This is a genomic window from Sinanaerobacter sp. ZZT-01, assembly GCF_035621135.1.
Lineage (GTDB): Bacteria > Bacillota > Clostridia > Peptostreptococcales > Anaerovoracaceae > IOR16.
Window position 1 is genome coordinate 2,564,703 of the sequence record NZ_CP141728.1, and the last position, 25,212, is coordinate 2,589,914.

The window sequence follows — 25,212 nt, forward strand, 5'->3', positions numbered from 1 at the left end:
TGAAAGATAAAATGTAAGCCAAATGCATGGCAGAGATTTTATCTTTTTTTTATACTATATCTATCAAAAGGTATTTTAGATAGAAGATGGAGGGAAATATGTCGTTGTTAGAAGTAAAGAATTTAAAAAAGGTTTATACAACACGCTTTGGTGCAAATCAGGTTCAGGCACTCAGCAATGTGAACTTTTCTGTTGAAGAAGGAGAATATGTCGCAATCATGGGGGAATCAGGGTCAGGAAAAACGACTTTGTTGAATATTGTGGCATCTTTAGATAAGCCAACTTCAGGAGATGTAGTATTAAATGGAAAAAATACAGTTTTAATAAAGGAAAGTGAAATTTCTGCTTACCGTAGAAAAAATCTTGGCTTTGTATTTCAAGATTTTAATTTACTGGATACTTTTTCTCTAGAGGATAATATTTTTCTTCCTTTAGTACTGGCCGGGAAAAGTTATGGAGTGATGAAAGAAGCACTTCTTCCAATCGCAAAAAAGCTTGATATACTGCCACTTTTAAAAAAGTTTCCATACGAAGTATCTGGCGGACAAAAACAGAGGGCAGCTATAGCGAGAGCTTTGATTACAAAGCCTCAGATGGTACTTGCAGATGAGCCGACCGGGGCATTGGATTCCAAAGCAAGCGATCATTTGCTCAAGCTCTTTTCACAGATTAATGAAGAAGGGCAGACTATTTTGATGGTAACGCACAGTACAAAGGCGGCAAGCCACGCAAAACGTGTGATTTTTATTAAAGACGGAGAAGTATTTCACCAAATTTACAAAGCATCCATGTCAAATGAGCAAATGTATGAAAAAATATCAAATACACTAATCTTAATTGCGACAGGGGGGAATGAGGTTGAATAAAGTATTTTACCCAAAGCTGGCTCTGTCAAATATGAAGAAAAACTCCAAGCTGTATGTTCCTTTTATGATGGCCGTGATTGGAACGATTATGATGTTTTATATTTTATGCTCTATTTATCAGAATCAAGGAGTCGATACCATTTACGCTGGTGCACAGCTAAAAGTCATTTTAAGACTAGGGATTTATATCATTGGCTTTTTCTCGATAATTTTTTTGTTTTATACCAATCAATTTCTCATGAAACAAAGAAAGAGAGAGCTTGGTCTGTATAATATTTTAGGTATGGGGAAAAAACACATTGGGAAAATATTATTTTATGAGACAATAGGATTGTATTTATTCTGCTTGGTATGCGGACTCCTTAGTGGAATGATAATAAGCAAGCTGATGTTTTTAATTCTACTTAAACTATTAAATTTTTCGAATGCCGTTCAATTTACGGTAGAAGTAAAAGCAATTTATACAACTGTAAGCTTATTTGGCGGAGTTTTTGTGTTGGTGCTCCTTTTTAATTTAGGACAAATTTATCGATCCAAGCCGATTTCTCTATTGCGGAGCGCTCAAGTAGGAGAACGCGAACCAAAGACCAGGTGGATTATTGCTCTGATTGGATTTCTTACACTAGGAACCGGATACGGTATGGCTCTTTCTATTCAGTCACCACTTGAAGCTTTAAACTGGTTTTTTATAGCGGTTTTGCTCGTCATCATTGGAACGTATGCTCTATTCATTGCAGGCAGCATAGCACTTTTAAAAGCAGCGAGAAAAAATAAAAAATATTACTATCAGACAAAACATTTTATAGGCGTTTCCTCAATGATTTATCGTATGAAGCAAAATGCAGTGGGACTTTCAAATATTTGCATTTTATCGACGATGGTTTTGATTATGCTCTCAACGACCGTATGTCTTTATGCTGGGAAGCAAGATACTTTATTGGACCAGTACCCACAAGAAATACAACTGAGAGAAAGCAGTAAGGAAAATGGAAATGCAGAAAAAATTGTTGAAATGTTAGAAAAAAACGATCAGACATTTGATTTAAATATAAAAAATCTAATCGGCTTAGATTACCTTATATATTCTGCACAGCAAAAAGGAACGGAATTTGTTGGAAGTGATTATCAGAGTTCAAACCGAAGCTTGTACTTTATCTCCTTAGAGGATTATAACCGTCTCTCTGGTGAGAATATCATTTTAAAAGAAAATGAAGTTTTAATCAACGCAAATAGTACTTCTTATGAATCAAAGGAATGTACTATATTTGGTAATACGTATCAGGTGATGCAGACAGGTTCTAAATTGCCGCATCTCGGGTTATCTATGGCAGGCATATCGAGAGATGATTATATTATTGCACTGGTAGAATCAGATTTTCATTCTATTTTAGAGGAAATATCGAATGAAGTTTCTAGTAAGAGAGTAATAAACAGTTATGTTTCTTTTGATTTTACAGGCGATAAAGAGGAACGGGGTCAATTTATAGAAAAAATCAATCAGGCTTTAAAAGATAATGAAAGTGAAGCTTCTGTCTTTACTCGATGGGATGCTGATACGGATTATCTCTTTATCTATGGAGGGCTTTTGTTCATAGGATGCTTCTTATCTGTACTCTTTTTAATGGCTACGGTTTTGATTATTTACTATAAACAGATTTCAGAAGGATATGAAGACCAAAACCGGTTTCGAATTATGCAGCAGGTGGGAATGAGTAAGAAAGAGGTACGTGCTTCAATTAAGAGCCAGATCATGATTGTATTTTTTCTCCCGCTCGCCACAGCAGTAATCCATGTCATGTTTGCATTTCCTATGATTTCGAAATTACTCGCATTATTTCACTTAACCAATGTATCCTTATTTGTCATTTGTACAATCATTACAATATTGATTTTTTCAGTTATTTATGGAATTGTGTACAGTATTACGGCAAAAGAGTATTATAAAATAGTAAATTAATAAAAAACAAAGAAAAGTGAAGCAGAACTGCTACAAAAGCAGGAAGCTTCACTTTTCTTTTATACAACACTTCAAAATGCAGTTTAGAAGAAGATCGTGGTTGTTCTAAACATAATTAATAATAAATAATGGTATAAGGAAAGAGGAATTTAGTCAAAAACGAAGAAAAAAGAAATAAGGTGAAAATTGTAGAAAAATGTTAAAAAATCCTTATGGGATGCGGAGGAAAGAATAAAGATGAAATTATTTATTAGTGCAGATATGGAAGGCGTAGCTGGAGTAACTAATTGGTGTGAGACTCAATATGGAGGGCAGGGATATGAAGAAGCATGCCATCAAATGACTTCAGAAGTTGCAGCTGCATGCAGAGCTGCGATAGAGCTTGGGTATGAAGTGGTTATCAAAGACGGACATGAAAATGCTTTAAATATTAAGCAGACGATGCTGCCAAAGGGAGTACAGTTGATTAGAGGCTGGATGTCATCACCTGCATCCATGATGGCGGGACTAGATGATAGTTTTGATGCAGTTGCTTATATAGGCTATCATTCTCCGCAGGGAAGCGATACGAGTCCTTTGGCTCACACGATCCGGCACGATTTATTTCACTGGATTAAAATTAACGGAGAGTTGACTTCAGAGTTTTCGTTAAATGCCCTTTGGGCAGCCGCGAATAAAGTACCGTCTGTATTTCTTTCAGGAGATAACGGAATGTGTGAGATTGCGAAAAAAAATTACCCTGGTATTGTTACAGTAGCAACCAAAACAGGGATTGGAAATGCTACTTGGAATATTCATCCAGAAGAAGCGGTTGAAAGAATTGAAGAGGGTGTGCAGGCCGGATTAAAAGCGGGGGTCGCGTTGATCCCGATAAAAGATGAATATAAGATGGAAATTCATTTTAAGGATCATCAACATGCAAGGAGTGCATCTTGGTATCCGGGAGCCTTTCAAATGGATTGCAATACCGTGATATATACAGCGAAAACCCCAGAAGAATTAATGATTGCACGCATCTTCATGACAGGAATTTAGATAATGAAATTTATAAAAATATGATAATCCTATAATAGAAGAAGTTCAGCCGAATAATTTTGGTAAACTCTATAACTTTATTGGTTTCATATCGTGTCAAAAATGTTAAAAAACGAAGTACTGCCAATAATGACAGTGTGAAGAAAATGGGAGAGTGCAGTGTCCCTATATAATCAGTTAGCTGCACTCTACTATGACCGCTTCCAAAAAATAAATCGGTTGGGGAACCAAATACGAGAAGTTTCGGTCAAAAATTAGCTTTAACGAATTCTAGACAACGGAAGCAAATTTTGTGCCCTTTAAATTGAGCATCGGTAGTTTCACTGCCGCATAAGGTGCAAGTTTTTTGTTTTGATACATGCTTGACACGATGTGTTAAACTTTTTTCATTTTGCATTTCTATAAACCTTTCTGTGACTCCAATTAGTATTTTTTATTTTTTGGAAGCTATCTTTATAATAAGTTCATAAAAATCAAAAATCAACAATTTTTTACATTTATGTAATAATTAATCATTTTAGTGTTATGAAGTAACAAGATATTGACACTGACAGAAAAAATCAATAAGATATATATGTATCAATATGATATAAAACCGTAAAATCGGAGGAAAATAAGTGAAAGATAACGAAAATCAAAACATAACATGGGAGAAATTTCGTAAATCAAGATATGTAAAAGTTATTTTATCGATTATCCTGATTACAATTTTAATAAGCTCTTCATCTTTCAGCACAGTAAGTAAATCGATTACAAACCAAGAGTTCTTTTCTTATCATGTGAAAGATATCATCAATTATTTTTTTGGAGGCACGGATGTTGTTTTAGCAAATAGTCAAAATTTTGCTTATGAGAAATCAATTGACGATGGGCCGCTCTATGGTGTGGCAAAAGGCAGGAATTTGATTGTGATTCAGGTGGAATCTTTTCAAAATTTTTTAATTGGAAGAGAATACAACGGAGTTGAGGTCACACCTAATCTGAATAAGCTGATTGAAAACGACAGCATTTATTTTGACAATTATTATATGCAGGTCGCTATGGGGAATACTTCGGATGCAGAATTTGCAACGAATAATTCCTTGTATGGAGCGATAGAATATTGCACATACGCCCTTTATGATAACAATCACTATCGCGGTCTGCCGATTCTATTGGATGAGAAAGGGTATGACGTAGCAGCTTTTCATGGATATAAAAAAGAATTTTGGAACCGTTGCGGAGCTTATTCTGCTTTGGGGTTTAAGAAGTTTTATAGTGAAAAAGACTATGATTATGATGATGTGGTTGGCTTTGGAATTCGTGACGACGACTTTTTCCGCCAGTCGATTGCTTACATGCAAAAAATGAGGCAGCCATTTTATTCTTTTTTGATTACTTTGAGCAACCATCATCCATTTCCGCTCCCGGATGGAGAAGAGCCGATTCCTGCTAAAAAGGGGGATGAGGGGACACTTGTATATAATTATTTAAACAGTGCGCGTTTTACGGACAAATGTATTGGAGAATTTATTGAAGGACTGAAAGAGAGTGGTCTTTACGATGACTCGGTCATTGCGATTTACGGAGATCATTTTGGATTAACGGCAAGTGATCCGGATATTCAAAAATCTATGAAAAAATTGCTGGGTAAAAAATATGATGTGGATGAAATGGCAAGGATTCCGCTTATCATCCATATTCCGGGTGAAGATGTGACGCAGACAATCAGCATTTCAGGAGGGCAGCTAGATTTTCTTCCAACGATTGCTTATTTAATGGGATTTGAGTCCTTAGATACCTTATACTTAGGGCAGAATCTTATGACTGCGAAAAGCGGATTTGTTACAGAGGGTATTTATTTTCCGAAAGGTTCCTTTGTAAAGGATGATGTTTTTTATGTTATGTCTAAGGACGGTGTTTTTGAGAATGGACGTGCATGGAATATAAAAACGGGAAATAAAGTGGATATAGAGGATTTCCGAATTGATTCTCTTAGAGCGGAACAATTGATTGTGCGTTCTCAATCCTATTTGAAAAATGATACGATAGGCCAAATGCTAGGAAAACTGAAAAAACCTTCTTCTGTGAATGACCCAAGCTCGATCAATAAGCCGACAGAAGGAGTGAATGTCACAGATCCACCGGAAAAAGCAACGACTATGCCTGAGCAAGTAGAACCGATTATGCCTGACCAGACGGAAGAGGAAGAGGAAGAAGAAAATGAAATAGAAGAGCCTTCTGATCAGGAGGGGATGATTGATGAAGAAGGGGACGATTCTGAGGAAATTATTATTGGGCCGAATGGTTTGCCGGAAGGGTTAGATCCATCGTTGGAGTTTCAGGATAAAAACTCTCAAGACAACGGAGCTGAGCCAATTGTTCCGAGTTCTTCCAATGAGCAGACAGATGATTCATTACACGAAGATGTGAGCGACCCAATAGAAACTGAATAAAAAAACAATGGATTCTCGATCGAGGGTCCATTGTTTTTTATTTACATTTTAAGAATTTAGATCTTTAGGGGTTACATAAATTGTATGATTATCTGTAAAAATTACCATACCGGGCTTTGCGCCGGATGGTTTCTTTACAAATTTTATTTTCGTATAGTCAACCGGCACATTTTCTGATTGTCTAGCTTTACTGTAATAGGCAGCGAGAGCGGAGGCTTCTAGTATAGCTGTTTCTGTAATTTCTTTTCCTTCTGTAAACACAATAACGTGCGAGCCTGGAATGTCTTTGGTATGAAACCAATAATCTTTGCGATCCGCTAATTTTAAGGTCAGATAATCATTTTCTTTATTATTTCTGCCGACTGATATGCGAAATCCATCGCTTGAAATATAGGAATATGGCATTGGTTTTTTCTTTTTTTCTCTTTCGTTCTTTTTCCTCTTTTTTAAATAATTTCCTTCTATTAATTCTTGTAAAATTTCTTCAATTTCTTCAAAAGAAATTGCATTCCGTATATAGGTCAGAACGGATTCCAAATACTGAATATCTGTATCTGTTTCTTCAAGCTGTATGTTTTTTTCACGAATGGCTGTCTTGGCTTTACCGTATTTTTTATAATAGCGCTGTGCATTCTTTGAAATGGTAAAACGAGGATCAAGTGGAATGCTTAGCGATTGATTATCATAGTAATTAAGAACTGTGGCTTTTTCAGCGCCATTTTCAATGGCGTGTAGATTTGCAGTCAATAATTCACCATACAAACGATAAATATCGGCATTCTCTGCTTTTAAGATATCATCGCAAAGCCGCTGTTTTTTTAGATAAAGCTTGTCGAGCTGAGTGTTAACGGTTCGTTCAAGATCAGAAGATTTTTGACGAACACGATTAGAAGAAGCTTTATGTGAATAGTAATAAGATATTGCCTGACTAACATCTTCAAAAGACTTACTTTCCATTGTTTCTTGTAATGCTGAGATCGGAAAAATGTGAAAGTCTTGTACTCCGTCCTGATTGAAATATACAACTGGCGTAATCTTTCCGCTCTCTTGCATTTTGCTTAAGGATTGAAATACAGGAGCCAGATCTTTTACTGTAAGGTTTTCAGCTGTTATATCATCTGAGGCGCCGGCACGATAACAGATTTCTTCAGAAAGTGCTGGACTGATACCTTGAATATGATTCATTAAATGTTTTGGCATTTTCGTACTGCGGTGCTGCAAAATAGCAGATAATTCTGACTCTGTAAGCGTGTAGGCACATATTTTATCTTGGGAAGGTGGATATACATATAATTGTCCCGGGAGAATTTGACGATAACGGCTCACATCAATGGATACACGTTTGATACTGTCGATAATCCGATTGGAATTTAGATTTAGGAGAATGATATTACTATGCTTCCCCATAATTTCGATAATCAGTTTTTTATTTACAGAAAAACCTAGCTCATCTAAGGTATCCACGGATATTTCAATAATACGTTCAGAATCTTTTTGTTTTATCGATGCAATGCGTCCTCCTTGCAGGTGCTTGCGCAGAAGCATGCAAAAACCAGAAGGAGTCGTCGGGTTATTGGAGGAGTCATCTATAAAGTGGATTCGGGGGTGACTGCTGTTTGAGGACAGATATAATTTATATTTGTTCTTTCTAGAATGAATATGAAATAATAACTCATCCGCTTCCGGTTGATAAATTTTTTCGATTTTTGCACCATTTAAGGTCTGATCCAATTGGCGAGCGACTGCGCCCGTAACGAAACCATCAAAGCTCATATAATAAACTCCTTATAGATTATTTTTATAGTAAGTAGTATAATATACAATGATAACATGAATTTTAAGAAAACGGTAGTTGAATTACGTGGAGTTTTAAAGCAGAATACAGAAGATTATGTAAGAAGGGTAGGCTTTTATGATAAAAAGTATGACAGGCTTTGGAAGAAGTGAATACACGGACGGAAAAAGGAACATAATTGTAGAGATAAAGTCAGTAAATCATCGTTATTGTGATGTGACAATAAAAATGCCGCGTCGTTATTCTTTTGTAGAAGAACGATTGAAGGCAATTGTAAAAAACATAGCAAGACGTGGTAAGATTGATGTTTCCATTATGGTGGAAAATATAACTGAAAATGATACAACTGTAAAGTTGAATGCTTTGATGGCAAAGCAGTATTATGATAATTTGAATGAATTAAAAAATGATTTTAAAGTGGCAGGTGAGATCACACTGCAATTTTTGGCAACCTTGCCGGATGTTATGAAGACAGTTCCTCATTTAGAAGATGAAGAGGAGCTTTTAAAAAGCTTATCCATTCCCGTGGAAGAAGCAGCAAAGCGATTGAATGAAATGCGGGTTATCGAAGGGAAGAAGCTTTCGGAAGATATTGAAAAAAGAGGTGATTCCATCCGAGAAATGGTAAAAGGTATAGAAGTGCGTTCACCGGAGGTAACCGTAGCCTACACGGAAAAATTAAGAGACAGAATTAAGGAATTGGTAGGAAATAATGTGACGATTCCAGAGGACCGTATTTTGCTGGAAGCAGCGATCTTTGCCGATAAATGCAGTGTGACGGAAGAAGTGGTTCGTCTAGACAGCCATATACAGCAGCTAAAAAGTATTTTATCAAAAAGTAATCAGCCAGATGGAAAAAAGTTAGATTTCTTAGTGCAAGAGATGAATAGAGAAGCGAATACAATCGGTTCTAAGGCAAATGATATTCAGATAACTAATGTGGTACTGGATATAAAGAGTGAAATCGAAAAAATTCGTGAACAAGTGCAAAATATTGAATGATTTTAGATGTTTTACTTGCAAAAAGAAAAAAAATGGAGTATTCTATAGATTCATATGAAATAGTAGTGAATTGAATAGAGAGGAAAATCCATGGGTAAAGGTTTGTTGTTTGTTGTTTCCGGTCCTTCCGGTGCGGGAAAAGGGACGATTTGCAAAAGTTTATTAGATGAAATTGATATAGATTTATCCGTATCAATGACCACAAGAAATCCACGTCCCGGTGAGATTGAGGGCGTCAATTATTATTTTGTTTCTCAAAAGGAATTTGATAACATAAAAAAAGAAGATGGCTTGCTGGAATATGCATATGTTTATGGCAATTATTATGGAACACCGAAAAAGATGGTGATGGATAAATTAGAACAGGGAAGGGATGTTATTTTAGAAATTGATATTCAGGGAGCCCTCAAAATCCGAGACACGTATCCAAAAGGTATTTTTGTATTTATTTTACCGCCATCTATGAAAGAGCTCCGAAAAAGGATAACGGGAAGAGGCTCTGAAACGGAAGCTTCCATTAATATGCGATTAGGAGAGGCTTTAAAGGAAGTGTCTTACATTGACAAGTATGATTATTGCGTAATTAATAATGAAGTTGCGGAAGCAGTAGAACGTGTTGCATGTATTATGAAAGCAGAGCATTCTCGTGTTTCTCAAGACATTTATCAGATAATTGAACGATATAAGGAGGAAATTTAAATGCTTTATCCATCAATTAATGAAATTAAGAAAAAGGCGGATAGCCGTTATACTTTGGTAGTCATGGCCGCAAAGCGTGCGCGTGATCTGATTGACGGAAAACCAAAGTTGACCCAGATCGAAGTAGAAAAGCCGGTATCAATTGCTGCAAATGAAATAGCAGAGGATTTGATTACCTATAACAGAGATAAATAGGCAAGATTTAGAAGGCATTTTAATTTTAGGTTAAAGTGTCTTTTTTAGTATTAAAAAACCTTTCTTTTCTGTTTACTTAAAATCTATAAAAAATAAATCAATTCATCGCTTTACAATTTTAGCGTGATAAAGTATAATGAATATATGAATTCAAGAAAATGAAATTTATAATGATTTAGGAGGAAAAGATAAAATGAAAAGATGGAGTTGGATATTGGTATTAGTGTTGCTTATTGGTGTGTTTGCAACTGGATGTGGTAAGAAAGGAAATTCCAATGAAGTAACGGTTGATGATACATCTTTGACAGATGTTCAAGCAAAAGGAACTTTGGTAATTGGATGTGATGATGAATTTCCACCGATGGGCTTTCGTAATGAAAGTGGCGAAGTAACTGGATTTGATATTGAATTAGCCAAACTTGTAGCCGAAAAATTGGATGTAGAAGCAGTTGTACAACCGATCGACTGGAAGACAAAGGAAATGTCATTGGAATCAAATAAAATTGATGTGATTTGGAATGGGTATACTATTGACAAGGAGCGGAATGGTAAAGTAGAGTATACTAAGCCGTACTTAAATAATCAGCAGGTGATTGTTGTAAAAGCAGATTCTAAAATCAATACAAAAGCAGATTTAGCTGATAAAATCGTGGGCGTTCAAGCAAACAGTTCTGGATTAAAGGCGATTAAAAAAGATAAAGAATTCGAAAGTACTTTAGCAGAATTAAAAGAGTATGATACTTATCCGCAGGCACTTTTGGACTTAACAGGAAGAACGGACGCCGTTGTAATTGATAAGATTTTAATCGGTTATGTCATGACGCAGGAACCAGATACTTACCGTATTTTAGATGAAACAATGGGTGATGAATACTATGGAATTGGATGCCGTAAGAGCGGTGTTGCTTTACGTGTAGCAATTGATGATGCACTGGATGAATTGATGAATGACGGAAGCATTGAAGCCCTTTCCACTAAATGGTTTGGATCAAACATTGTAATTCGTGACGTTGAGAAGTTAACAGATGAAGATTTAGTAGAATAATATTTTGGAGAAGAATGCCAACTCGGGCTTTTTTAGAAGAGAAGCCTGAGTTGCGTTTGATTGTAGGAGGGTCTAGTTTGAGTACAGAAGTATTGTATCAGGTCGGAGGATTTATTTTAAGCGGAGCAGTAGTGGCAATTAAAGTTTACATAGCTACGATTCTTTTTTCTATTCCATTAGGGGTGCTTTGTGCGATGGGCAAGTTATCGAACTGTAAGCCGCTACTTTGGATTTTAGAAGGATATACATGGTTGTTTCGTGGAACACCTCTTCTTTTACAATTATTTTTTGTATATTTTGGTCTGCCGTATTATGGAATTGTTTTTTCGCCTTTCGTAGCCGCTTGTGTAACTTTCATAATAAACTATGCAGCATATTTTACAGAAATATTTCGTGCAGGCATTCAATCGATTGATTATGGTCAATATGAAGCGGCAAAAGCATTGGGAATGAATTATAATCAAACAATGCGCAGGATTATTTTGCCTCAGGCATTAAAGCGGGTCGTGCCTCCAATGGGGAATGAAGCAGTTACCTTAATCAAGGATACAGCTCTTTGTTCAGCAATTACCCTTCCTGAAATTTTAAAAAATACAAATTCTATGGTTACTACTTATTTTGAGATACGATGGTACTTCTTTGCAGCAGTTATTTATCTGTTCATTACATTGGGAATCATACAACTGTTCAAGTATCTTGAAAAAAAGTTTTCTTATTATCGTTAGGAGGTAGTCATGGAAGTCATTTCTGTACAAAATTTATATAAAAAATTTAAAAACCTTGAGGTATTACAGGGGATTAATTTTTCGGTTAAAGAAGGAGAAATTGTATCCATCATCGGACCGTCCGGCTCTGGAAAAAGCACATTGTTGAGATGCCTAAATCATTTGGAAACGGCTGACCGTGGCAGCATAAGCTTTCATGGTACGTACATCGCAAAGGAAAATCCGAATACAAAAAAAGCAACTTATATCAGCAATAAGGAAATTTTATCTGTGTGCAATAAATTAGGAATGGTGTTTCAGAATTTTAATCTCTTCCCTCACAAATCGGTGATTGAAAATCTGATAGAAGCACCAATGATTGTAAACAACAAAAGCAGGGCAGAAGCAGAGGCAATTGCAGATAATTTACTGAAAAAGGTAGGTCTTTTACAAAAAAGAGAGTCTTATCCATTTGAACTCTCCGGCGGACAGAAACAGCGTGTTGCGATTGCGAGGGCACTGGCGATGGAACCTGAAATTATGTTGTTCGACGAACCAACTTCAGCTCTGGACCCTGAGCTGATCGGGGAGGTTCTGCAAGTCATTAAACAGCTTGCACGTGAGCGTATGACAATGGTTATTGTGACACATGAAATGAATTTTGCTCGTGAAATCTCAGATCGTGTTATTTTTATGGATTGCGGTAAGGTTGTTGCAGAAGGCACACCAGAGCAGGTTTTAGTGAATCCGGAACATGCGAGAATTAAAGCTTTTTTAAATTTAATAAAATAAGAATTTTTAATGGTCTCTCTCCCGTTTATGCTGATAGCATGCGGCAGAGAGATTTTTTATCGTGCAATTTTTGTAATTTTTTTTGCGTCTATACATATGAAGGGGGCGAAAACGTATGGAGGGACAGACGAGAGGAATTATGGTAAAGAAACGCAATATTATTTATAAAGTCGATTTGCATGATGTACTCTATATTAGTAAAAATTTAAGATTATCCTGTATAATTACGATATCAGGGGAACAGCATACCTTTTATGCGAAGTTCGAAGAAATTCAGCCGTTTTTAAATGAAAGTTTTTTACAATGCCATAAAAGCTATATTGTAAACTTGGACAGGGTAATTGCATTACAGGCAGCTTGGTTTTGGTTAGAAAATGGAGAAAATCTCCCGATTAGTCAAAAACGCAGGAAGAAAAGCCGAGAATATTATCAGAATTATTTGCGGGGAAACTTGTGATTTTTATTGATTTTTAAACAGAATTAGTGTATAGTGTTTAAGGATGTCTAAAAAACATCAAAAAATAATTAAAACACACACATGCAGTTACTTGAATACTGGTGCCTGAAAAGGTTGTTTTTTCAAGGATTAGCTGGGTGGAGGAAAAACCAGGAGGTAAAATTATGGCAGTTATTTCAATGAAACAGTTATTAGAGGCAGGTGTACATTTTGGACACCAGACAAGAAGATGGAACCCTAAAATGGCTCCTTACATCTTTACAGAGAGAAATGGTATTTATATCATTGACTTACAGAAGACAGTAAAGAAGATTGATGAAGCATATGCATTTGTAAAAGAAGTGGCTGAATCCGGAAAGTCTGTATTGTTTGTAGGAACAAAGAAACAGGCACAAGCTGCGATTGCAGATGAAGCAACAAAATGCGGTATGTTTTATGTAAATGAAAGATGGCTGGGCGGTATGCTCACAAACTATAAAACCATCTCTATGAGAATTAAGAGATTGAATGAAATCAAAGCGATGGAAACAGATGGTACCTTCGCTGCTTTAACAAAGAAAGAAGTAACGAAGCTGAGAGGCGAATTAGAAAAGCTTGAAAAATATTTAGGCGGCATTAAAGAAATGAAAAATATGCCGGGAGCAATGTTTGTTGTTGACCCTAAGAAAGAAAAAATTGCGATTAAGGAAGCGAGAATTTTGGGTATTCCGATCGTAGGTATTTGCGATACAAACTGTGATCCAGATGATGTTGATTACATTATTCCGGCAAATGATGATGCGATTCGAGCAGTAAAATTGATTTCTTCTAAGATGGCTGATGCTGTTATTGAAGGAATGCAGGGAGAATCCATGGACGATGGCGAAGCAGTAGCAGAGCCGACTGTAGAAGAAGCTCCTGTAGAAGCATAATTCTATTATGCTTTGGAATAGATTGAAATAGTACAAAGGAGAGAAACGATATGGCAATTAGTGCAAGTATGGTGAAAGAGCTGCGCGAAATGACTGGCGCAGGCATGATGGACTGTAAAAAAGTTTTGGTTGAAGCTGACGGTGATATGGAAAAAGCAGTGGAACTGTTAAGAGAAAAAGGATTGGCTTCTGCTGCAAAAAAAGCTGGAAGAATCGCTTCAGAAGGCTTGGTAAAGCTGGCTTTTTCTGCGGATGGGAAAAAGGCTGCTGCTGTTGAGGTAAACTCCGAAACTGATTTTGTAGCTAAAAACGATGAATTTGTTGAATTTGTTGAGGCACTTTCTGAGATTGCTTTGGAAAATGAGTTTGATAATGTGGATAGTCTTATGGATGCAGATTATCACGGAGAAGGGGCTGTTTCTGACGTTTTAAAGACAAAGATTGCTAAGATCGGAGAGAACATGAATGTACGCCGTATTGCAATATGCAATACACCTGGTACTGTCTATGTTGGATACATTCATGGAGCTGGAAAGATTGGCGTTATTGTTGGATTGGAAACAGAGGCTACTGCAGAAGAAGTTTCTACAGTCGGTAGAGATGTAGCAATGCAGGTTGCATCCATGAATCCTCAATTTGTTGATGAAAGCGGCGTTGATCCGAATTTTATCGAGCATGAAAAGAAAATCTTGATTCAGCAAGCAATTAATGAAGGAAAACCGGCAGACATCGTAGAAAAAATGGTAGTTGGCCGTCTAAAGAAGGAACTAAAGGAAACTTGTCTCGTAGAGCAGAAATTCGTAAAAAATGGCGAAATGAGCGTAAAACAATATGTTGATTCTGTAGCAAAGGAAATCGGGAAATCTATTCGTGTCGCTGAAATGGTTCGTTTTGAAGTTGGTGATGGTTTGGAAAAGAAAGAAGAAAACTTTGCGGAAGAAGTTGCAAAGCAGATGGGTAACTAATTAAATTTTAATTTTATAAATACAATAAATGAAACGCAAGTTCTATAACTGGATGCATGGTTATATTGCTTGCGTTTTTTATATATAGATTTGATTAATAGAGCGTATCTAAGGATTGGATATGATCCAAATTCAATAAAAATATTATCTTAAATCACTTTTTAAATCAATCTTTATCTAAATGTTCTTTAAATTAGAAGAAATAATCCCTCTTGCCATATAGCTTGCCATTAAGAAAACGATATCTTCAATAGAATTATAAAGCTTAATTTCTTCCTCATAATTGTCATTTATGATCGCATTGATTTCTTCGATTTTTAATTTTATGTATTGATACAATAAGTACTTCCACTGGTTTTCATCCCAATAGATGTTGGTTCTAGCTAAGAAAGAAGATAAATCATCGGCAATTTTATACCATTCTATTGTTCTTGAATCGGCTAACAATGAATCTCCGTACTTTAATGATTCGACCACTTTCATTCCAGATTTAATAAATTCTGACATAAGATCCATTATCCTTTGTGCCGGAATTGTACCATAAAAAATACTGAAAGTATCGTAAAACTCGGATGGCAAGGTTAGTAAATAATTTTTAACAGACTGCAAATTTTTAGTATCGTAGATTTCTGCTTTGATATAGGAACGCATCCAGCTTGCCAGGTCCAGCCACAATTTCTGAAAAGCAATGATAATATTCACTTGATCATAGGTAAGGTAATTTTCATTTTGTGTTGTTTGATTCATGTCCTCTGTTTGATTGATCCAGCCTATCTGATTGATCATTTTCGATTCCTCCTGTTATATCTTAGTATTTCAGTATATGTTTTTCGTGTAAAGAATGAAACAAAGATTAAGAAAATCTTATTAAAATATCACCGATGTATCATGCGATTGATGACATAGTAAAATGACAAATTTTCACATTAAGTATTGCAATTTTTTCGTTTTCCGTTATAATAGTAAGAGTGATTTGCGGAAGTGGCTCAGGGGTAGAGCATCGCCTTGCCAAGGCGAGGGTCGCGAGTTCGAATCTCGTCTTCCGCTCCAGAAAAAGATATGGTTTTCCGCCAAGGGAAACTGTGTCTTTTTTTATGTGGTTAAATATAGTATGATGGATAATAAAACAAACTTGATGTTGACCCCGGCAGGTTACCTAAAGTTGAACGAACCCCCATCATAAACTGACATAAACGATATGCAATCGCTAGAAATAGAAAGAATGTATGTAGCAAAGGAATTTCAAGGCGAAGGATTAGGCAGTGTTCTTATGGACAAGGCTATTGATATAGCGAACACGGGAAAAAAATTATATTGTTTTTTAACAAAGAAGCGAGGTTTTTAAAAGCACATGTGAGGGAGAAGTAAGAATGAGCCAGACGCACATTTTTTCAATTCAAAAACCAGAGTTCCATATGCACGATTGTTATGTAACCAATGTGTTATTATCCGAACAATCTTTGATTTTTGAATTAGAGCACGGAATGTATATTTTAAAGAATAAAGATTATATCCAAACAGGGCCTGCAAAATTGGTTTTTACCAAGTTTTCCAATCCAGAATGCGAAATTCAATACCTTCGAGATAATCATAGGGAATGCATCAACATGGAAACATTGCAAAAAGATTTGGAAAGCGGATATATTGACATGATTCATGAAATGTATAATGAATCCGTTGCTCATTTTGAGGGGATTTTGATTCAAGGTTCAGAGTGGAAAACCATTGAAATGAATGTTTTCTTCCGTGGGCTAACAATTTATTATGAGGAAGGGGTATTAAGCGAAAATGGATAAGCAAATGCTAAAAAAGCGTTCGCAAGCTCTATCTTAGAACCGAAGATGCTTCGGAATATTGGCTAAGCTTTCAACCTTATTAGCGGACAACGGAATTGGAATTTTTGCCATATCAACCTATAATACGGACTATATACTTACAAAATCTGAAAATTACACGAAGGCATTAGAGGTCTTAAAACAAGCCGATTATCAAATTGATTAAAGAGTAGGATAGGATTTTAAATATCAGCATTATAGATATGCATAAATGATTTTGATGAATGGGATACGATATAAACGCCATGCATCTTCTTTTTGTGGGGGTTTTGAATGGGAAAATTCAGAATCCTCGTTTTTCATATGTGAAGAAGAATCAAGTATCTATTTGAAGCTTCCAAAAAGTATCTATGATCCGGGGACAGTTTGAAATGAACGTCTTGTCAGGTAATGATAAATAATGTCCAATCTCTTTCTTTGCAGAAAAAGATTAGAATGAATATATCTTCCAAGCAAAATGATTGTGGGATATTCTCAGTTCCTTTTGGTTTGGCAGCATGGTATACTTTAAAAGTAATAAAAGTATGAAGATCATGGTCTTTCTGTTAAAAAAATATGGGATTACGGGTATAGACAGTAAAAGAAATCAAAATAAGATTCTTGATCTTATAGGAAATCAATAATAGCAGGGAAGGTTAGAAAGGAGAAACATGAGAAGCTTAAAAGTAAAAATAATTACAGTAATTTTGTTAATAGCGGTCGTATCCTCTTTAGCAACTGTGAGCATCGGATTAGTAAAAAGCTATCAGCTGACTGAAAATGTAATTGGGACACAATTTGAAGACAAGTTAACCGGCGGGAATAATGTTTTGAAAATGTATTTGGAGGATCAATTCGGTGTTTTGCATCTTTCTAATACAGAGAAGTTAGTAGATGCATCCGGTAAAGCGATCGAAGGTAGGTATGAGAATATAGATGCAGTATCCGATAAAATGAGTTTGGTTGCCACTGTTTTCTCCAAAACAGGAGATGATTTCACAAGAATTTTGACTACAATTAAAGATGAAAAAGGGCAAAGAGTTGTTGGTACGGTTTTAGACCCGTTAGGAGATGCATATGAAGCAGTTTCTAAGGGAGCTGTTTTTTCTGGTGAGACAGATATCCTTGGAGAAAAATACATAGCAAAATATGAACCAATGTTTGACGAAAATCAAGAGGTTATAGGAGTCTACTTTGTAGGAGTTCCAATGACAAAGGTACATTTAATCGTAGATGAAGGAATGAAGAGTACGTTAAAATCCGTAATTTTATTGATTTTAGTATTTTTGATTTTTGTCTGTTTTATCAGCTATTTTGTTGCATCTTCCATTGCGAAGCCGATTCACAAGGTTACAGTTGCTGCAAAACAAATTGCGAGCGGGAATTTTGATGTAGAACTGGATGTGAAGTCGCAAGATGAGGTTGGGCAGCTTGCGGATGCATTTCATCTTACCATACAGCAGCTTCTGAACTACCAAGGATACATAGATGAAATTTCTGATACACTTCAAAACATTTCAGACGGTAATTTGGAAGTAAAGCTGCAGAGAGATTATGCAGGGCAATTTAAAAAAATAAAGGATAATATGGAAGTCCTTCTGCTAAAATTAAATACAACTTTCTTGCAGATGAATCAATCAGCCGATCAAGTGGCAAGCGGCTCCGATCAGGTTGCAAACGGTGCACAGGCTCTTTCGCAGGGAGCGACCGAGCAGGCAAGCTCCATTGAAGAATTATCTGCATCCATCTCGGAAATTGCGGATCAGATCAAGCAAAATGCAGAAAATGCAATGCTTGCAAGTGGAAAAGCGGAAACCGCAGGAAGGGAGCTCTTCGAAAGCAATAGAGAAATGACAGATTTGTTAGAAGCGATGGACAATATTACGTTAAAGTCTTCTGAAATTTCTAAGATTATCCAAATGATTGAAGAGATTGCTTTTCAGACAAATATTCTTGCTTTAAATGCAGCGGTAGAGGCGGCACGCGCCGGAGCGGCGGGTAAAGGATTTGCTGTCGTTGCAGATGAAGTCCGTAACCTCGCAGGAAAATCTGCGGAAGCAGCGAAAGGTACCACTTTGCTAATCGAAGAAACCGTAGATGCAGTACGTAGTGGGTCGGTGATTGCGGAGAAGACCGCAAAATCTTTAGCTGCAGGTTCAGAAATAACAAAAGAGACTGTGCAATTGATTGAAAAAATTGCGGAGGCATCCAATCAGCAAGCCGTATCGGTCGATCAGGTCAATCTTGGGGTTGAGCAGATTTCTGCCGTAGTTCAGACAAATGCAGCAACGGCTGAGGAAAGTGCGGCTGCTAGTGAAGAGCTATCGGGACAGTCCAATGTCTTAAAAGGATTGATTCAAAAATTCAAGAGGAAGAATGAAAAGGATTCTGACTCTTTCATCGGAGAGATGTCTTATTTTGCAGGCCAAAGTGACGAGTTAAGAAGCGCGGAGAGAACGGATTCGTATGTATCTGATGACGGGGGCAAGTATTAAAAGGGTATATGATTTTGCTTCATTTATGATATAATTAATATAACGATTTAAGGAAATGAGGAAAATAGAGTGGAAGATCGAAAGAAAAAAGCGGTGGAGTTGCACCATAAAGGTTATAATTGTACGCAGGCGGTCGTTTGTTCTTATTGTGATTTATTTGGCATGGATGAAGCAGAGGCTTTTCGTATCTCAGAAGGTTTTGGAGGAGGTATGGGCGGAATGCACGATGGTACCTGTGGTGCAGTAACGGGAGCCTATATGTTGGCTGGATTGAAAAAAAGCAGCGGAGATGTACAAAAAGCAGTCACTAAAAAAGACACGTATCGCATGGTAAGAGAAATTTCAGCGGCATTTAAAGAAAAAAATACCTCCACAATCTGTGCGGATTTGCTTGGAGCAAAGGGGCAGCCGAAGCTTCGTTCTTGTGATGGATGCATTGAAGATGCCTGCGAGATCGCTGAAAAAATTGTTTTAGAAAATCTTTTAGAGGATTAAAAAATACCTTGCAGATAGACTGCAAGGTATTTTAAACAGCAAGTTTTTTTAAAGATCCAAAGCGATTTCCATCATTTGATTAAAATTCTTTTGGCGGTCTTCGACAGAGGCCTTCTCACCCGTAATAAAGTTGTCACTGATGGTTACCATAGCTAAGGCTTTTGCGCCAAGCTTAGCTGCGTTCATATAGAGAGCAGCCGCTTCCATTTCAACTGCAAGTGTACCGAGAGCTGCCCATTTTTTCCACCATTGCGGATTAGCTTCATAAAATACATCACAAGAAACAATGTTTCCCGCATGGACAGGAATGTTTAGTGCATCAGCAGCAGCTTTTGCTTTTAATAATAAATCAAAGTCAGCGCAAGGTGCGAAAGACCCTGGTAATTCATAAGTGTGCGCCCAATTAGAGTCTGTGGAAGCACTTAGTCCAAGAACGATGTCTTTTGTTTTAATCTGTTCCTGAAATGAACCTGCTGTACCAATTCGTATTAGATTTTTCACCTCAAAATGTGTAATCAACTCATAAGAATAAATGCCCATGGAAGGCATTCCCATACCGGAGCCTTGTACAGAAATTCGTTTTCCCTTATATATACCTGTGAATCCCAGCATACCGCGTATTTCATTATAGCAGGTAACATCCTTTAAATACGTATCCGCAATGAATTTTGCCCGAAGCGGGTCGCCTGGAAGCAAAATGGTCTCTGCGATATCTCCTTTCGAACCGTTAATATGTAATGTACCCATGAAACCTCTCCTTTTTTCTTCAAGATTGCATAAAATGATTGGAAATAATTTTAATAATTGATTCATAAAGAATCAAAAATATTATATCATAAATCAAAGAAAATAGATAATTTTATGTTGTATAAAATCCAAGGAGTGGAATAATAACGGGTGATATCTTTACTTGTGCGGCAATTTAGAGTATGATTAATATATGTGATGCAGATGCAGACAAAGGAGACAAACAATATGACGATGCAATTTAATGGACCTAGTCAAGATCTTCGTCCCATTTCTACATTGAAAGAAATGCTGGACACGAGCGCAGAGATGTATGCAAAAAACCCTGCGTTTCTTATAAAAAAGAAAAAAGGCGGTGCCTACGAGGAAATCAATTATACATTGCTAAAGCATGATGTAGATTCTTTGGGAACAAGGTTAATCGATTTGGGATTAGAAGGTGAAAAAATCGCTGTAATTGGAGAAAATTGCTATGAATGGATCGTATCCTATTTGGCAGTTACAAATGGTACCGGCATTGTAGTACCATTAGATAAAGAATTAAGCCAGGAAGAAATATATCAGCTTTTGGACATTTCAGGCTGCAAGGGAATTTTCTTTACAGCAGCATATGAAGAATATTTTAAGAAATATGATATTCCGGTTAAAATAAGGATGAAACTTTTTGGGGATCGTACTGATATCAAAGAAGAGCTCTCAACAATTGAACCAAAACATGGGATTTATGAATGGGAAAGCTTGGTAAAAGAAGGAGAAAACTTGCTTTTGCAAGAGAACCGAAGCTTTATAGATGCAAAGGTAGACCCGGATGAGATGCGTATCCTTCTCTTTACTTCGGGAACGACGGAAACAGCAAAAGGTGTGATGCTGAGTCAAAAAAATATTGCCAGCAATATCATGGATACCTGCCGGATTGCGCATGTGTTCCCTGAGGACCGTACACTTTCTATTTTGCCGATTCATCATACATTTGAGTGTACGATGGGACAGCTTTTGGTCTTATACCGTGGAGCTTCTACAGCCTATTATGAAGGACTAAAACATATTATAAAAAATTTAGCAGAAGCAAAAACTACGGTTCTAATTGGAGTGCCTTTAATTTTTGAATCAATCTATGAGAAAATTTGGAAGAAAGCAGAAAAGTCCGGCAAAGCCGGAATCCTTCGAAAAGGGATTAAATTCAATCGTACAATGAAAGCGATGGGAATTGATCTCTCGAAAAAAATATTTAAAAGTGTGCATGACGGATTTGGCGGAGAGCTTCGCCTTATCATTACAGGAGCAGCCGGAATGGATCCGAAAGTTTGTCGAGGTTTTGAAGATTTTGGATTCCGAGTATTGCAGGGCTACGGTTTGACGGAGTGTGCGCCGTTGGTTTCAGGGCCGCCCGATTATATGAACACTTATAAAAAAGCTGGATCGGTTGGACCGTCTGTGGCAAGCGGAGAGATTCGCATAGTTGATAAGGATGAGAACGGAATTGGAGAAATCATATTTAAAGGTCCCAATGTTATGCTGGGTTACTACAATGATCCAAAAAAGACCGAAGAAGTGATAAAAGATGGCTGGTTTTATACAGGGGATTTGGGATTTTTAGATAAAGACGGCTGGCTTTATATTACAGGAAGAAAGAAAAATGTCATAGTTACAAAGACCGGAAAAAATATTTACCCGGAAGAAGTGGAGCTATACATTAACCGTAATAAATACATCCAAGAATCTTTGGTACATGGAGTGGAATATGAGGAAGATACATTGGTAAGTGCTCAGATCCGTCCGGCTTATGATGTGATTTATGAAGAATTTGGAAAAGATTACAGAGAAGATGATATTCAGAGCTTGATTAAAAAAGAAATTAAAAAAGTGAATGAAGGTCTTCCGATTTATAAACGCATACGTGATTTTTCCATTCGTACAGATGAATTTGTTAAGACGACGACAAAGAAAATAAAACGTTACAAGAACGTTTAGATCAATTTACATTAGAATTTTACTGAGAAAAAGGAATGAACCCCTTTTTCTCTTTTTTTATTTAATGAGACGTCTCGTATTTGATCCGACAAAAGAGAAATGCAAGAAAGTATTCCACGCAATAAAGGAGCGTATCATGCGAACAAACACAAAGGAAAAAAGTACTTTCGTTCTAAAGCGATTCCGATGAATCATAGAATGAAAAAACGGGAGGTGGAGTATGGAAAAAAAGATAGAAAAACAAATTAAAGAAGCATCCTTATTGGCGGTGGAACTTTATAAAGAGCTGCACCAATGGCCAGAACTGGGAAATGAAGAATATGAAACTGCAAAGAAAATTAAAGAAGAGCTGGAAAGAATAGGAATACCATATCAAACGATGCTGGATACGGGTGTTGTAGGAATATTAAACGAAGAAAAAGCGCATAAGGGTACCGTAGCAATTCGAGCAGACATGGATGCATTACCAATTACTGAGAATACGGGAAGTGTTTACGCTTCAAAAAAACCGGGACTTATGCACGCATGCGGACATGATGTTCATATAGCTATACTCCTTGGAACCGCAAAAATATTAGCAGAGATGAAAGAGAAAATTAATGGATGTGTCAAATTCCTTTTCCAGCCTGCGGAAGAAAATGTGGGCGGTGCAGAACGTATGATGGAAGAGGGATGCCTTGAAAATCCAAAGGTCGATTGCATACTGGGGCTTCACGTAAAACCAGAACTGGAAGCAGGGAAAATAGAAATTCCGTATGGTACAGTTCATGCATCTTCAGATTCTTTTCAAATGATTGTGAACGGAAAGAAAAGTCACGGCGCAGAGCCAAATAGAGGGATTGATGCGATTTTGGTTTCTGCTAACATAATAAGCAATTTACAGGGTATCGTAAGCCGCATTATCAGCCCAATGGAGAATGCGATCATTACAGTTGGAACGATTGAAGGGGGAACAGCTGAAAATGTAATTGCAGACGAGGTCAAGATGAAGGGTACAATACGTACCTTTTCAAAAGAGACAAGGCAAAAGATTTTTACTTCTCTTTCTCGTTTTGCTGTACAAACGGCTAAATGCTATGGAGCCTCGGCGAGAGTGATCTATCAGCCGGGTTACGCTGCGTTAGTTAATGAGGATGGAATAACAAGTAAACTTGAAAAAATCGCAAAAAATGAATTAGGAGAAGAAAAGGTATCTGTTCTACGGGAGGCAACCTTAGGAGTGGATGATTTTTCCGCATTTTTAAAAGATACACCAGGTGCTTTTTTCTTTTTAGGATGTGGTTTTCCCGGAAAAGAAAATTGTGGGATTCATTCGGAAGCCTTCCTTGTGAATGAAGCTTGCATTTATACGGGGATTGAAATTGAAACCAGTATGGTCCTTCAGCTTTTACAGCCTAAAAAGATAAATGAAATCAGAAAGGGGAGAGAATCGTAAACAAAAATATAAATTATATTATTTCATCTCCATTTCCGTAAATTATCGCGAAAGGTTGGTTAGCTAAAAAAGCCGTGGGGTTTTAGACCCTATGGCTTTTCTCTTACTACTTTTTTGTTAGTTTTCAAGGTTCCGTACAAGCTGTTCTTTATCTTCAAACTCACAAAGTACTTCGCTGTCTTCACCTTGGGTAAACCACCACAAGCTTTCACTGTTTGTAATGGAGCATGAAGCTTTTTCAGCATATTCTTTCATGATGTGACTGTCAACGCAGAAACATTTCCCAAGTCCTTTTCATTGTATTTACCAATATTATGCACTATAATCATAGTAAACCAAGGTGTTTTCATCAAACTACATTTATTGTTAATAAATATTTTAATAAGGAGATTTACGAATGGATGAACTTGAACTAGAAAAGGAAAGATTGCATGCTATTGGAGAGTCACTGCACTTTAGTGAATTACAATTTCAGCGGATAAAGTCAACAATTAATAAGACAACGATATGGAGCAATGAAGTAGAAGAAGCGATTGTTGATTTTATGCAAGAATTTGACGATCATGAAGAAATGAAAGAAGAGCTGGAATTTAGATATGAAGCCGCCAGATTGGCTGCGACTTCTACGAAGGAGTTACGGAATCAATTAAACAAGTGCGCAGAAAGGGAACTGCCAAAAGAAGAGCTGCTTATGATTTTAAATGGATTTTTGGACTATTATAAGGTGGTTTCAAACCAGTTTAATAACGAGGAGGATACACAAGCCCTTGCTCATTTAAGAAAAATTTTAAATGAAATATTGGAACTGTAGGTGAGTGAGGACGTTTCTAATGCAGGAGTGCAGTTCAGCATTTTGTACGAGGATTTTGCGTGGACTGACGACGCTGTAGATCATCCGAAAGCGTATTAATATTTTTGGAGGGAACACAGGGGAAAGAAGATTAGGAACTGAAAATAGAAAAATAAGAAATAAAAAAAACCAGGGAGACACTCCTGGTTTTTGTGTATGCGCATTTAACTTATGCACAGGTGGGGACGGGTGAGATTATTCTGCCTTTGCTTTGTTCAAAGCTTTAGTCAATCTAGATACTTTTCTGAAAGCAGCTTTTTTATGAATGGTTCCTTTTGAAGCCGCCTGCATCAATCTTTTTTCAGCTAAAGCTAATTTTTCAGCTGCAACATCGAAGCTCTTTTCAACAATTGCCTTATCAAAATTTTTGATAATGGTTTTCAGATGAGATTTTACTCTTCTGTTTGCTGCTGTCTTCTTGCTGATTACGCTGATTCTTTTTTTCGCAGATTTAATGTTTGCCATATTATTTCACCCCACTTTCGTAAAATATCGCAACTTGTAGTATATACGAATAGAAAGGAAATTGCAAGGTCAAAATAATAAA

At 36.7% G+C, this 25,212-nt stretch carries 24 protein-coding genes, 1 tRNA gene and 1 pseudogene; 22 read left to right on the top strand and 4 right to left on the bottom strand.

Annotated features, from left to right (window positions below):
• Window positions 1-98 precede the first annotated feature (98 nt).
• From U5921_RS12440 to U5921_RS12455, 4 genes are all read left to right on the top strand, one after another.
• On the top strand, window positions 99-866 hold the full coding sequence (locus U5921_RS12440) for an ABC transporter ATP-binding protein (RefSeq protein WP_324823781.1): 768 nt from the start codon (window positions 99-101) through the stop codon (window positions 864-866).
• A complete protein-coding gene (locus tag U5921_RS12445; protein ID WP_417765012.1) occupies window positions 859-2,823 on the top strand; it encodes an FtsX-like permease family protein in 1,965 nt (654 codons plus the stop codon). The genes U5921_RS12440 and U5921_RS12445 overlap by 8 nt, the downstream gene beginning before the upstream one ends.
• 237 nt (window positions 2,824-3,060) lie before the next feature.
• Complete coding sequence (locus U5921_RS12450; protein ID WP_324823783.1) at window positions 3,061-3,858, top strand: M55 family metallopeptidase; 798 nt, start codon at window positions 3,061-3,063, stop codon at window positions 3,856-3,858.
• Window positions 3,859-4,475: 617 nt separating this feature from the next.
• Complete coding sequence (locus tag U5921_RS12455; RefSeq protein WP_324823784.1) at window positions 4,476-6,293, top strand: LTA synthase family protein; 1,818 nt, start codon at window positions 4,476-4,478, stop codon at window positions 6,291-6,293.
• A 48-nt stretch (window positions 6,294-6,341) separates the two neighbouring features.
• Here the strand turns inward: U5921_RS12455 and U5921_RS12460 are convergent, their stop codons facing one another.
• Complete coding sequence (locus U5921_RS12460) at window positions 6,342-8,066, bottom strand: Rqc2 family fibronectin-binding protein (RefSeq protein ID WP_324823785.1); 1,725 nt, start codon at window positions 8,064-8,066, stop codon at window positions 6,342-6,344.
• Between the two features lie 139 nt (window positions 8,067-8,205).
• On the opposite strand from U5921_RS12460, the gene U5921_RS12465 reads away from it, so the two are divergent.
• The 9 genes from U5921_RS12465 to tsf all read left to right on the top strand — a co-directional run bounded on the left by U5921_RS12465 (window position 8,206) and on the right by tsf (window position 14,858).
• The gene (locus tag U5921_RS12465; RefSeq protein WP_324823786.1) at window positions 8,206-9,090 is read left to right on the top strand and encodes a YicC/YloC family endoribonuclease; all 885 of its coding nucleotides are present in this window, start codon (window positions 8,206-8,208) and stop codon (window positions 9,088-9,090) included.
• A gap of 90 nt (window positions 9,091-9,180) precedes the next feature.
• Window positions 9,181-9,789: a guanylate kinase gene (gene gmk, locus U5921_RS12470; RefSeq protein WP_324823787.1), complete on the top strand. Its 609-nt coding sequence runs from the start codon at window positions 9,181-9,183 to the stop codon at window positions 9,787-9,789.
• Complete coding sequence (gene rpoZ / locus U5921_RS12475) at window positions 9,790-9,984, top strand: DNA-directed RNA polymerase subunit omega (RefSeq protein ID WP_324823788.1); 195 nt, start codon at window positions 9,790-9,792, stop codon at window positions 9,982-9,984.
• 193 nt (window positions 9,985-10,177) lie between these two features.
• A complete protein-coding gene (locus U5921_RS12480; protein ID WP_324823789.1) occupies window positions 10,178-11,029 on the top strand; it encodes an amino acid ABC transporter substrate-binding protein in 852 nt (283 codons plus the stop codon).
• A gap of 77 nt (window positions 11,030-11,106) precedes the next feature.
• Window positions 11,107-11,754: an amino acid ABC transporter permease gene (locus U5921_RS12485; protein WP_324823790.1), complete on the top strand. Its 648-nt coding sequence runs from the start codon at window positions 11,107-11,109 to the stop codon at window positions 11,752-11,754.
• A 9-nt stretch (window positions 11,755-11,763) separates the two neighbouring features.
• Entirely contained in the window at window positions 11,764-12,525 is a 762-nt protein-coding gene (locus tag U5921_RS12490; RefSeq protein ID WP_324823791.1) for an amino acid ABC transporter ATP-binding protein, read from the top strand.
• Window positions 12,526-12,640: 115 nt separating this feature from the next.
• Window positions 12,641-12,982 carry a LytR/AlgR family response regulator transcription factor gene (locus U5921_RS12495; RefSeq protein ID WP_324823792.1) on the top strand — a complete coding sequence of 114 codons (342 nt, stop codon included), beginning with the start codon at window positions 12,641-12,643 and terminating at the stop codon, window positions 12,980-12,982.
• 164 nt (window positions 12,983-13,146) lie between these two features.
• The gene (gene rpsB / locus U5921_RS12500; RefSeq protein WP_324823793.1) at window positions 13,147-13,893 is read left to right on the top strand and encodes a 30S ribosomal protein S2; all 747 of its coding nucleotides are present in this window, start codon (window positions 13,147-13,149) and stop codon (window positions 13,891-13,893) included.
• 50 nt (window positions 13,894-13,943) lie between these two features.
• Complete coding sequence (gene tsf / locus U5921_RS12505; protein WP_324823794.1) at window positions 13,944-14,858, top strand: translation elongation factor Ts; 915 nt, start codon at window positions 13,944-13,946, stop codon at window positions 14,856-14,858.
• Window positions 14,859-15,035: 177 nt separating this feature from the next.
• On the opposite strand, the gene U5921_RS12510 is transcribed toward tsf, so the two are convergent.
• Entirely contained in the window at window positions 15,036-15,644 is a 609-nt protein-coding gene (locus U5921_RS12510; protein ID WP_324823795.1) for a hypothetical protein, read from the bottom strand.
• A 189-nt stretch (window positions 15,645-15,833) separates the two neighbouring features.
• On the opposite strand from U5921_RS12510, the gene U5921_RS12515 reads away from it, so the two are divergent.
• The 6 genes and pseudogenes from U5921_RS12515 to U5921_RS12540 all read left to right on the top strand — a co-directional run bounded on the left by U5921_RS12515 (window position 15,834) and on the right by U5921_RS12540 (window position 19,662).
• A tRNA-Gly gene (locus U5921_RS12515) sits at window positions 15,834-15,908 on the top strand.
• 148 nt (window positions 15,909-16,056) lie between these two features.
• The gene (locus tag U5921_RS12520) at window positions 16,057-16,203 is read left to right on the top strand and encodes a GNAT family N-acetyltransferase (RefSeq protein WP_324823796.1); all 147 of its coding nucleotides are present in this window, start codon (window positions 16,057-16,059) and stop codon (window positions 16,201-16,203) included.
• 25 nt (window positions 16,204-16,228) lie between these two features.
• Complete coding sequence (locus U5921_RS12525) at window positions 16,229-16,654, top strand: hypothetical protein (protein ID WP_324823797.1); 426 nt, start codon at window positions 16,229-16,231, stop codon at window positions 16,652-16,654.
• A gap of 52 nt (window positions 16,655-16,706) precedes the next feature.
• Window positions 16,707-16,859 (top strand): annotated as a pseudogene (locus U5921_RS12530) (ACT domain-containing protein); the annotation flags it as partial.
• A 484-nt stretch (window positions 16,860-17,343) separates the two neighbouring features.
• Window positions 17,344-19,167, top strand: coding sequence for a methyl-accepting chemotaxis protein (locus U5921_RS12535; protein WP_324823798.1), 1,824 nt, complete (start codon window positions 17,344-17,346; stop codon window positions 19,165-19,167).
• A gap of 69 nt (window positions 19,168-19,236) precedes the next feature.
• Window positions 19,237-19,662 carry a C-GCAxxG-C-C family protein gene (locus U5921_RS12540; protein ID WP_324823799.1) on the top strand — a complete coding sequence of 142 codons (426 nt, stop codon included), beginning with the start codon at window positions 19,237-19,239 and terminating at the stop codon, window positions 19,660-19,662.
• Window positions 19,663-19,710: 48 nt separating this feature from the next.
• Here U5921_RS12540 and deoD read toward each other — a convergent pair whose 3' ends face one another.
• A complete protein-coding gene (gene deoD, locus U5921_RS12545; RefSeq protein ID WP_324823800.1) occupies window positions 19,711-20,409 on the bottom strand; it encodes a purine-nucleoside phosphorylase in 699 nt (232 codons plus the stop codon).
• A 228-nt stretch (window positions 20,410-20,637) separates the two neighbouring features.
• On the opposite strand from deoD, the gene U5921_RS12550 reads away from it, so the two are divergent.
• The 3 genes from U5921_RS12550 (at window position 20,638) to U5921_RS12560 (ending at window position 24,626) form a co-directional block, all read left to right on the top strand.
• Entirely contained in the window at window positions 20,638-22,380 is a 1,743-nt protein-coding gene (locus U5921_RS12550) for an AMP-dependent synthetase/ligase (RefSeq protein ID WP_324823801.1), read from the top strand.
• 220 nt (window positions 22,381-22,600) lie between these two features.
• Window positions 22,601-23,815, top strand: a complete 1,215-nt coding sequence (locus U5921_RS12555) for a M20 family metallopeptidase (protein ID WP_324823802.1) — start codon at window positions 22,601-22,603, stop codon at window positions 23,813-23,815.
• A gap of 397 nt (window positions 23,816-24,212) precedes the next feature.
• Entirely contained in the window at window positions 24,213-24,626 is a 414-nt protein-coding gene (locus tag U5921_RS12560) for a hypothetical protein (RefSeq protein WP_324823803.1), read from the top strand.
• Window positions 24,627-24,860: 234 nt separating this feature from the next.
• On the opposite strand, the gene rpsT is transcribed toward U5921_RS12560, so the two are convergent.
• The gene (rpsT, locus tag U5921_RS12565; RefSeq protein ID WP_324823804.1) at window positions 24,861-25,130 is read right to left on the bottom strand and encodes a 30S ribosomal protein S20; all 270 of its coding nucleotides are present in this window, start codon (window positions 25,128-25,130) and stop codon (window positions 24,861-24,863) included.
• Window positions 25,131-25,212: the final 82 nt, after the last annotated feature.

Bases quoted from the DNA above. Each gene is read 5' to 3' on its own strand.
- U5921_RS12440 (WP_324823781.1), top strand. From the start codon at position 99: ATGTCGTTGTTAGAAGTAAAGAATTTAAAAAAGGTTTATACAACACGC.
- U5921_RS12450 (WP_324823783.1), top strand. From the start codon at position 3,061: ATGAAATTATTTATTAGTGCAGATATGGAAGGCGTAGCTGGAGTAACT.
- U5921_RS12460 (WP_324823785.1), bottom strand. From the start codon at position 8,066: ATGAGCTTTGATGGTTTCGTTACGGGCGCAGTCGCTCGCCAATTGGAT.
- U5921_RS12465 (WP_324823786.1), top strand. From the start codon at position 8,206: ATGATAAAAAGTATGACAGGCTTTGGAAGAAGTGAATACACGGACGGA.
- gmk (WP_324823787.1), top strand. From the start codon at position 9,181: ATGGGTAAAGGTTTGTTGTTTGTTGTTTCCGGTCCTTCCGGTGCGGGA.
- rpoZ (WP_324823788.1), top strand. From the start codon at position 9,790: ATGCTTTATCCATCAATTAATGAAATTAAGAAAAAGGCGGATAGCCGT.
- U5921_RS12480 (WP_324823789.1), top strand. From the start codon at position 10,178: ATGAAAAGATGGAGTTGGATATTGGTATTAGTGTTGCTTATTGGTGTG.
- U5921_RS12490 (WP_324823791.1), top strand. From the start codon at position 11,764: ATGGAAGTCATTTCTGTACAAAATTTATATAAAAAATTTAAAAACCTT.
- U5921_RS12495 (WP_324823792.1), top strand. From the start codon at position 12,641: ATGGAGGGACAGACGAGAGGAATTATGGTAAAGAAACGCAATATTATT.
- rpsB (WP_324823793.1), top strand. From the start codon at position 13,147: ATGGCAGTTATTTCAATGAAACAGTTATTAGAGGCAGGTGTACATTTT.
- tsf (WP_324823794.1), top strand. From the start codon at position 13,944: ATGGCAATTAGTGCAAGTATGGTGAAAGAGCTGCGCGAAATGACTGGC.
- U5921_RS12510 (WP_324823795.1), bottom strand. From the start codon at position 15,644: ATGATCAATCAGATAGGCTGGATCAATCAAACAGAGGACATGAATCAA.
- U5921_RS12520 (WP_324823796.1), top strand. From the start codon at position 16,057: ATGCAATCGCTAGAAATAGAAAGAATGTATGTAGCAAAGGAATTTCAA.
- U5921_RS12525 (WP_324823797.1), top strand. From the start codon at position 16,229: ATGAGCCAGACGCACATTTTTTCAATTCAAAAACCAGAGTTCCATATG.
- U5921_RS12535 (WP_324823798.1), top strand. From the start codon at position 17,344: ATGAGAAGCTTAAAAGTAAAAATAATTACAGTAATTTTGTTAATAGCG.
- deoD (WP_324823800.1), bottom strand. From the start codon at position 20,409: ATGGGTACATTACATATTAACGGTTCGAAAGGAGATATCGCAGAGACC.
- U5921_RS12550 (WP_324823801.1), top strand. From the start codon at position 20,638: ATGACGATGCAATTTAATGGACCTAGTCAAGATCTTCGTCCCATTTCT.
- U5921_RS12555 (WP_324823802.1), top strand. From the start codon at position 22,601: ATGGAAAAAAAGATAGAAAAACAAATTAAAGAAGCATCCTTATTGGCG.
- U5921_RS12560 (WP_324823803.1), top strand. From the start codon at position 24,213: ATGGATGAACTTGAACTAGAAAAGGAAAGATTGCATGCTATTGGAGAG.
- rpsT (WP_324823804.1), bottom strand. From the start codon at position 25,130: ATGGCAAACATTAAATCTGCGAAAAAAAGAATCAGCGTAATCAGCAAG.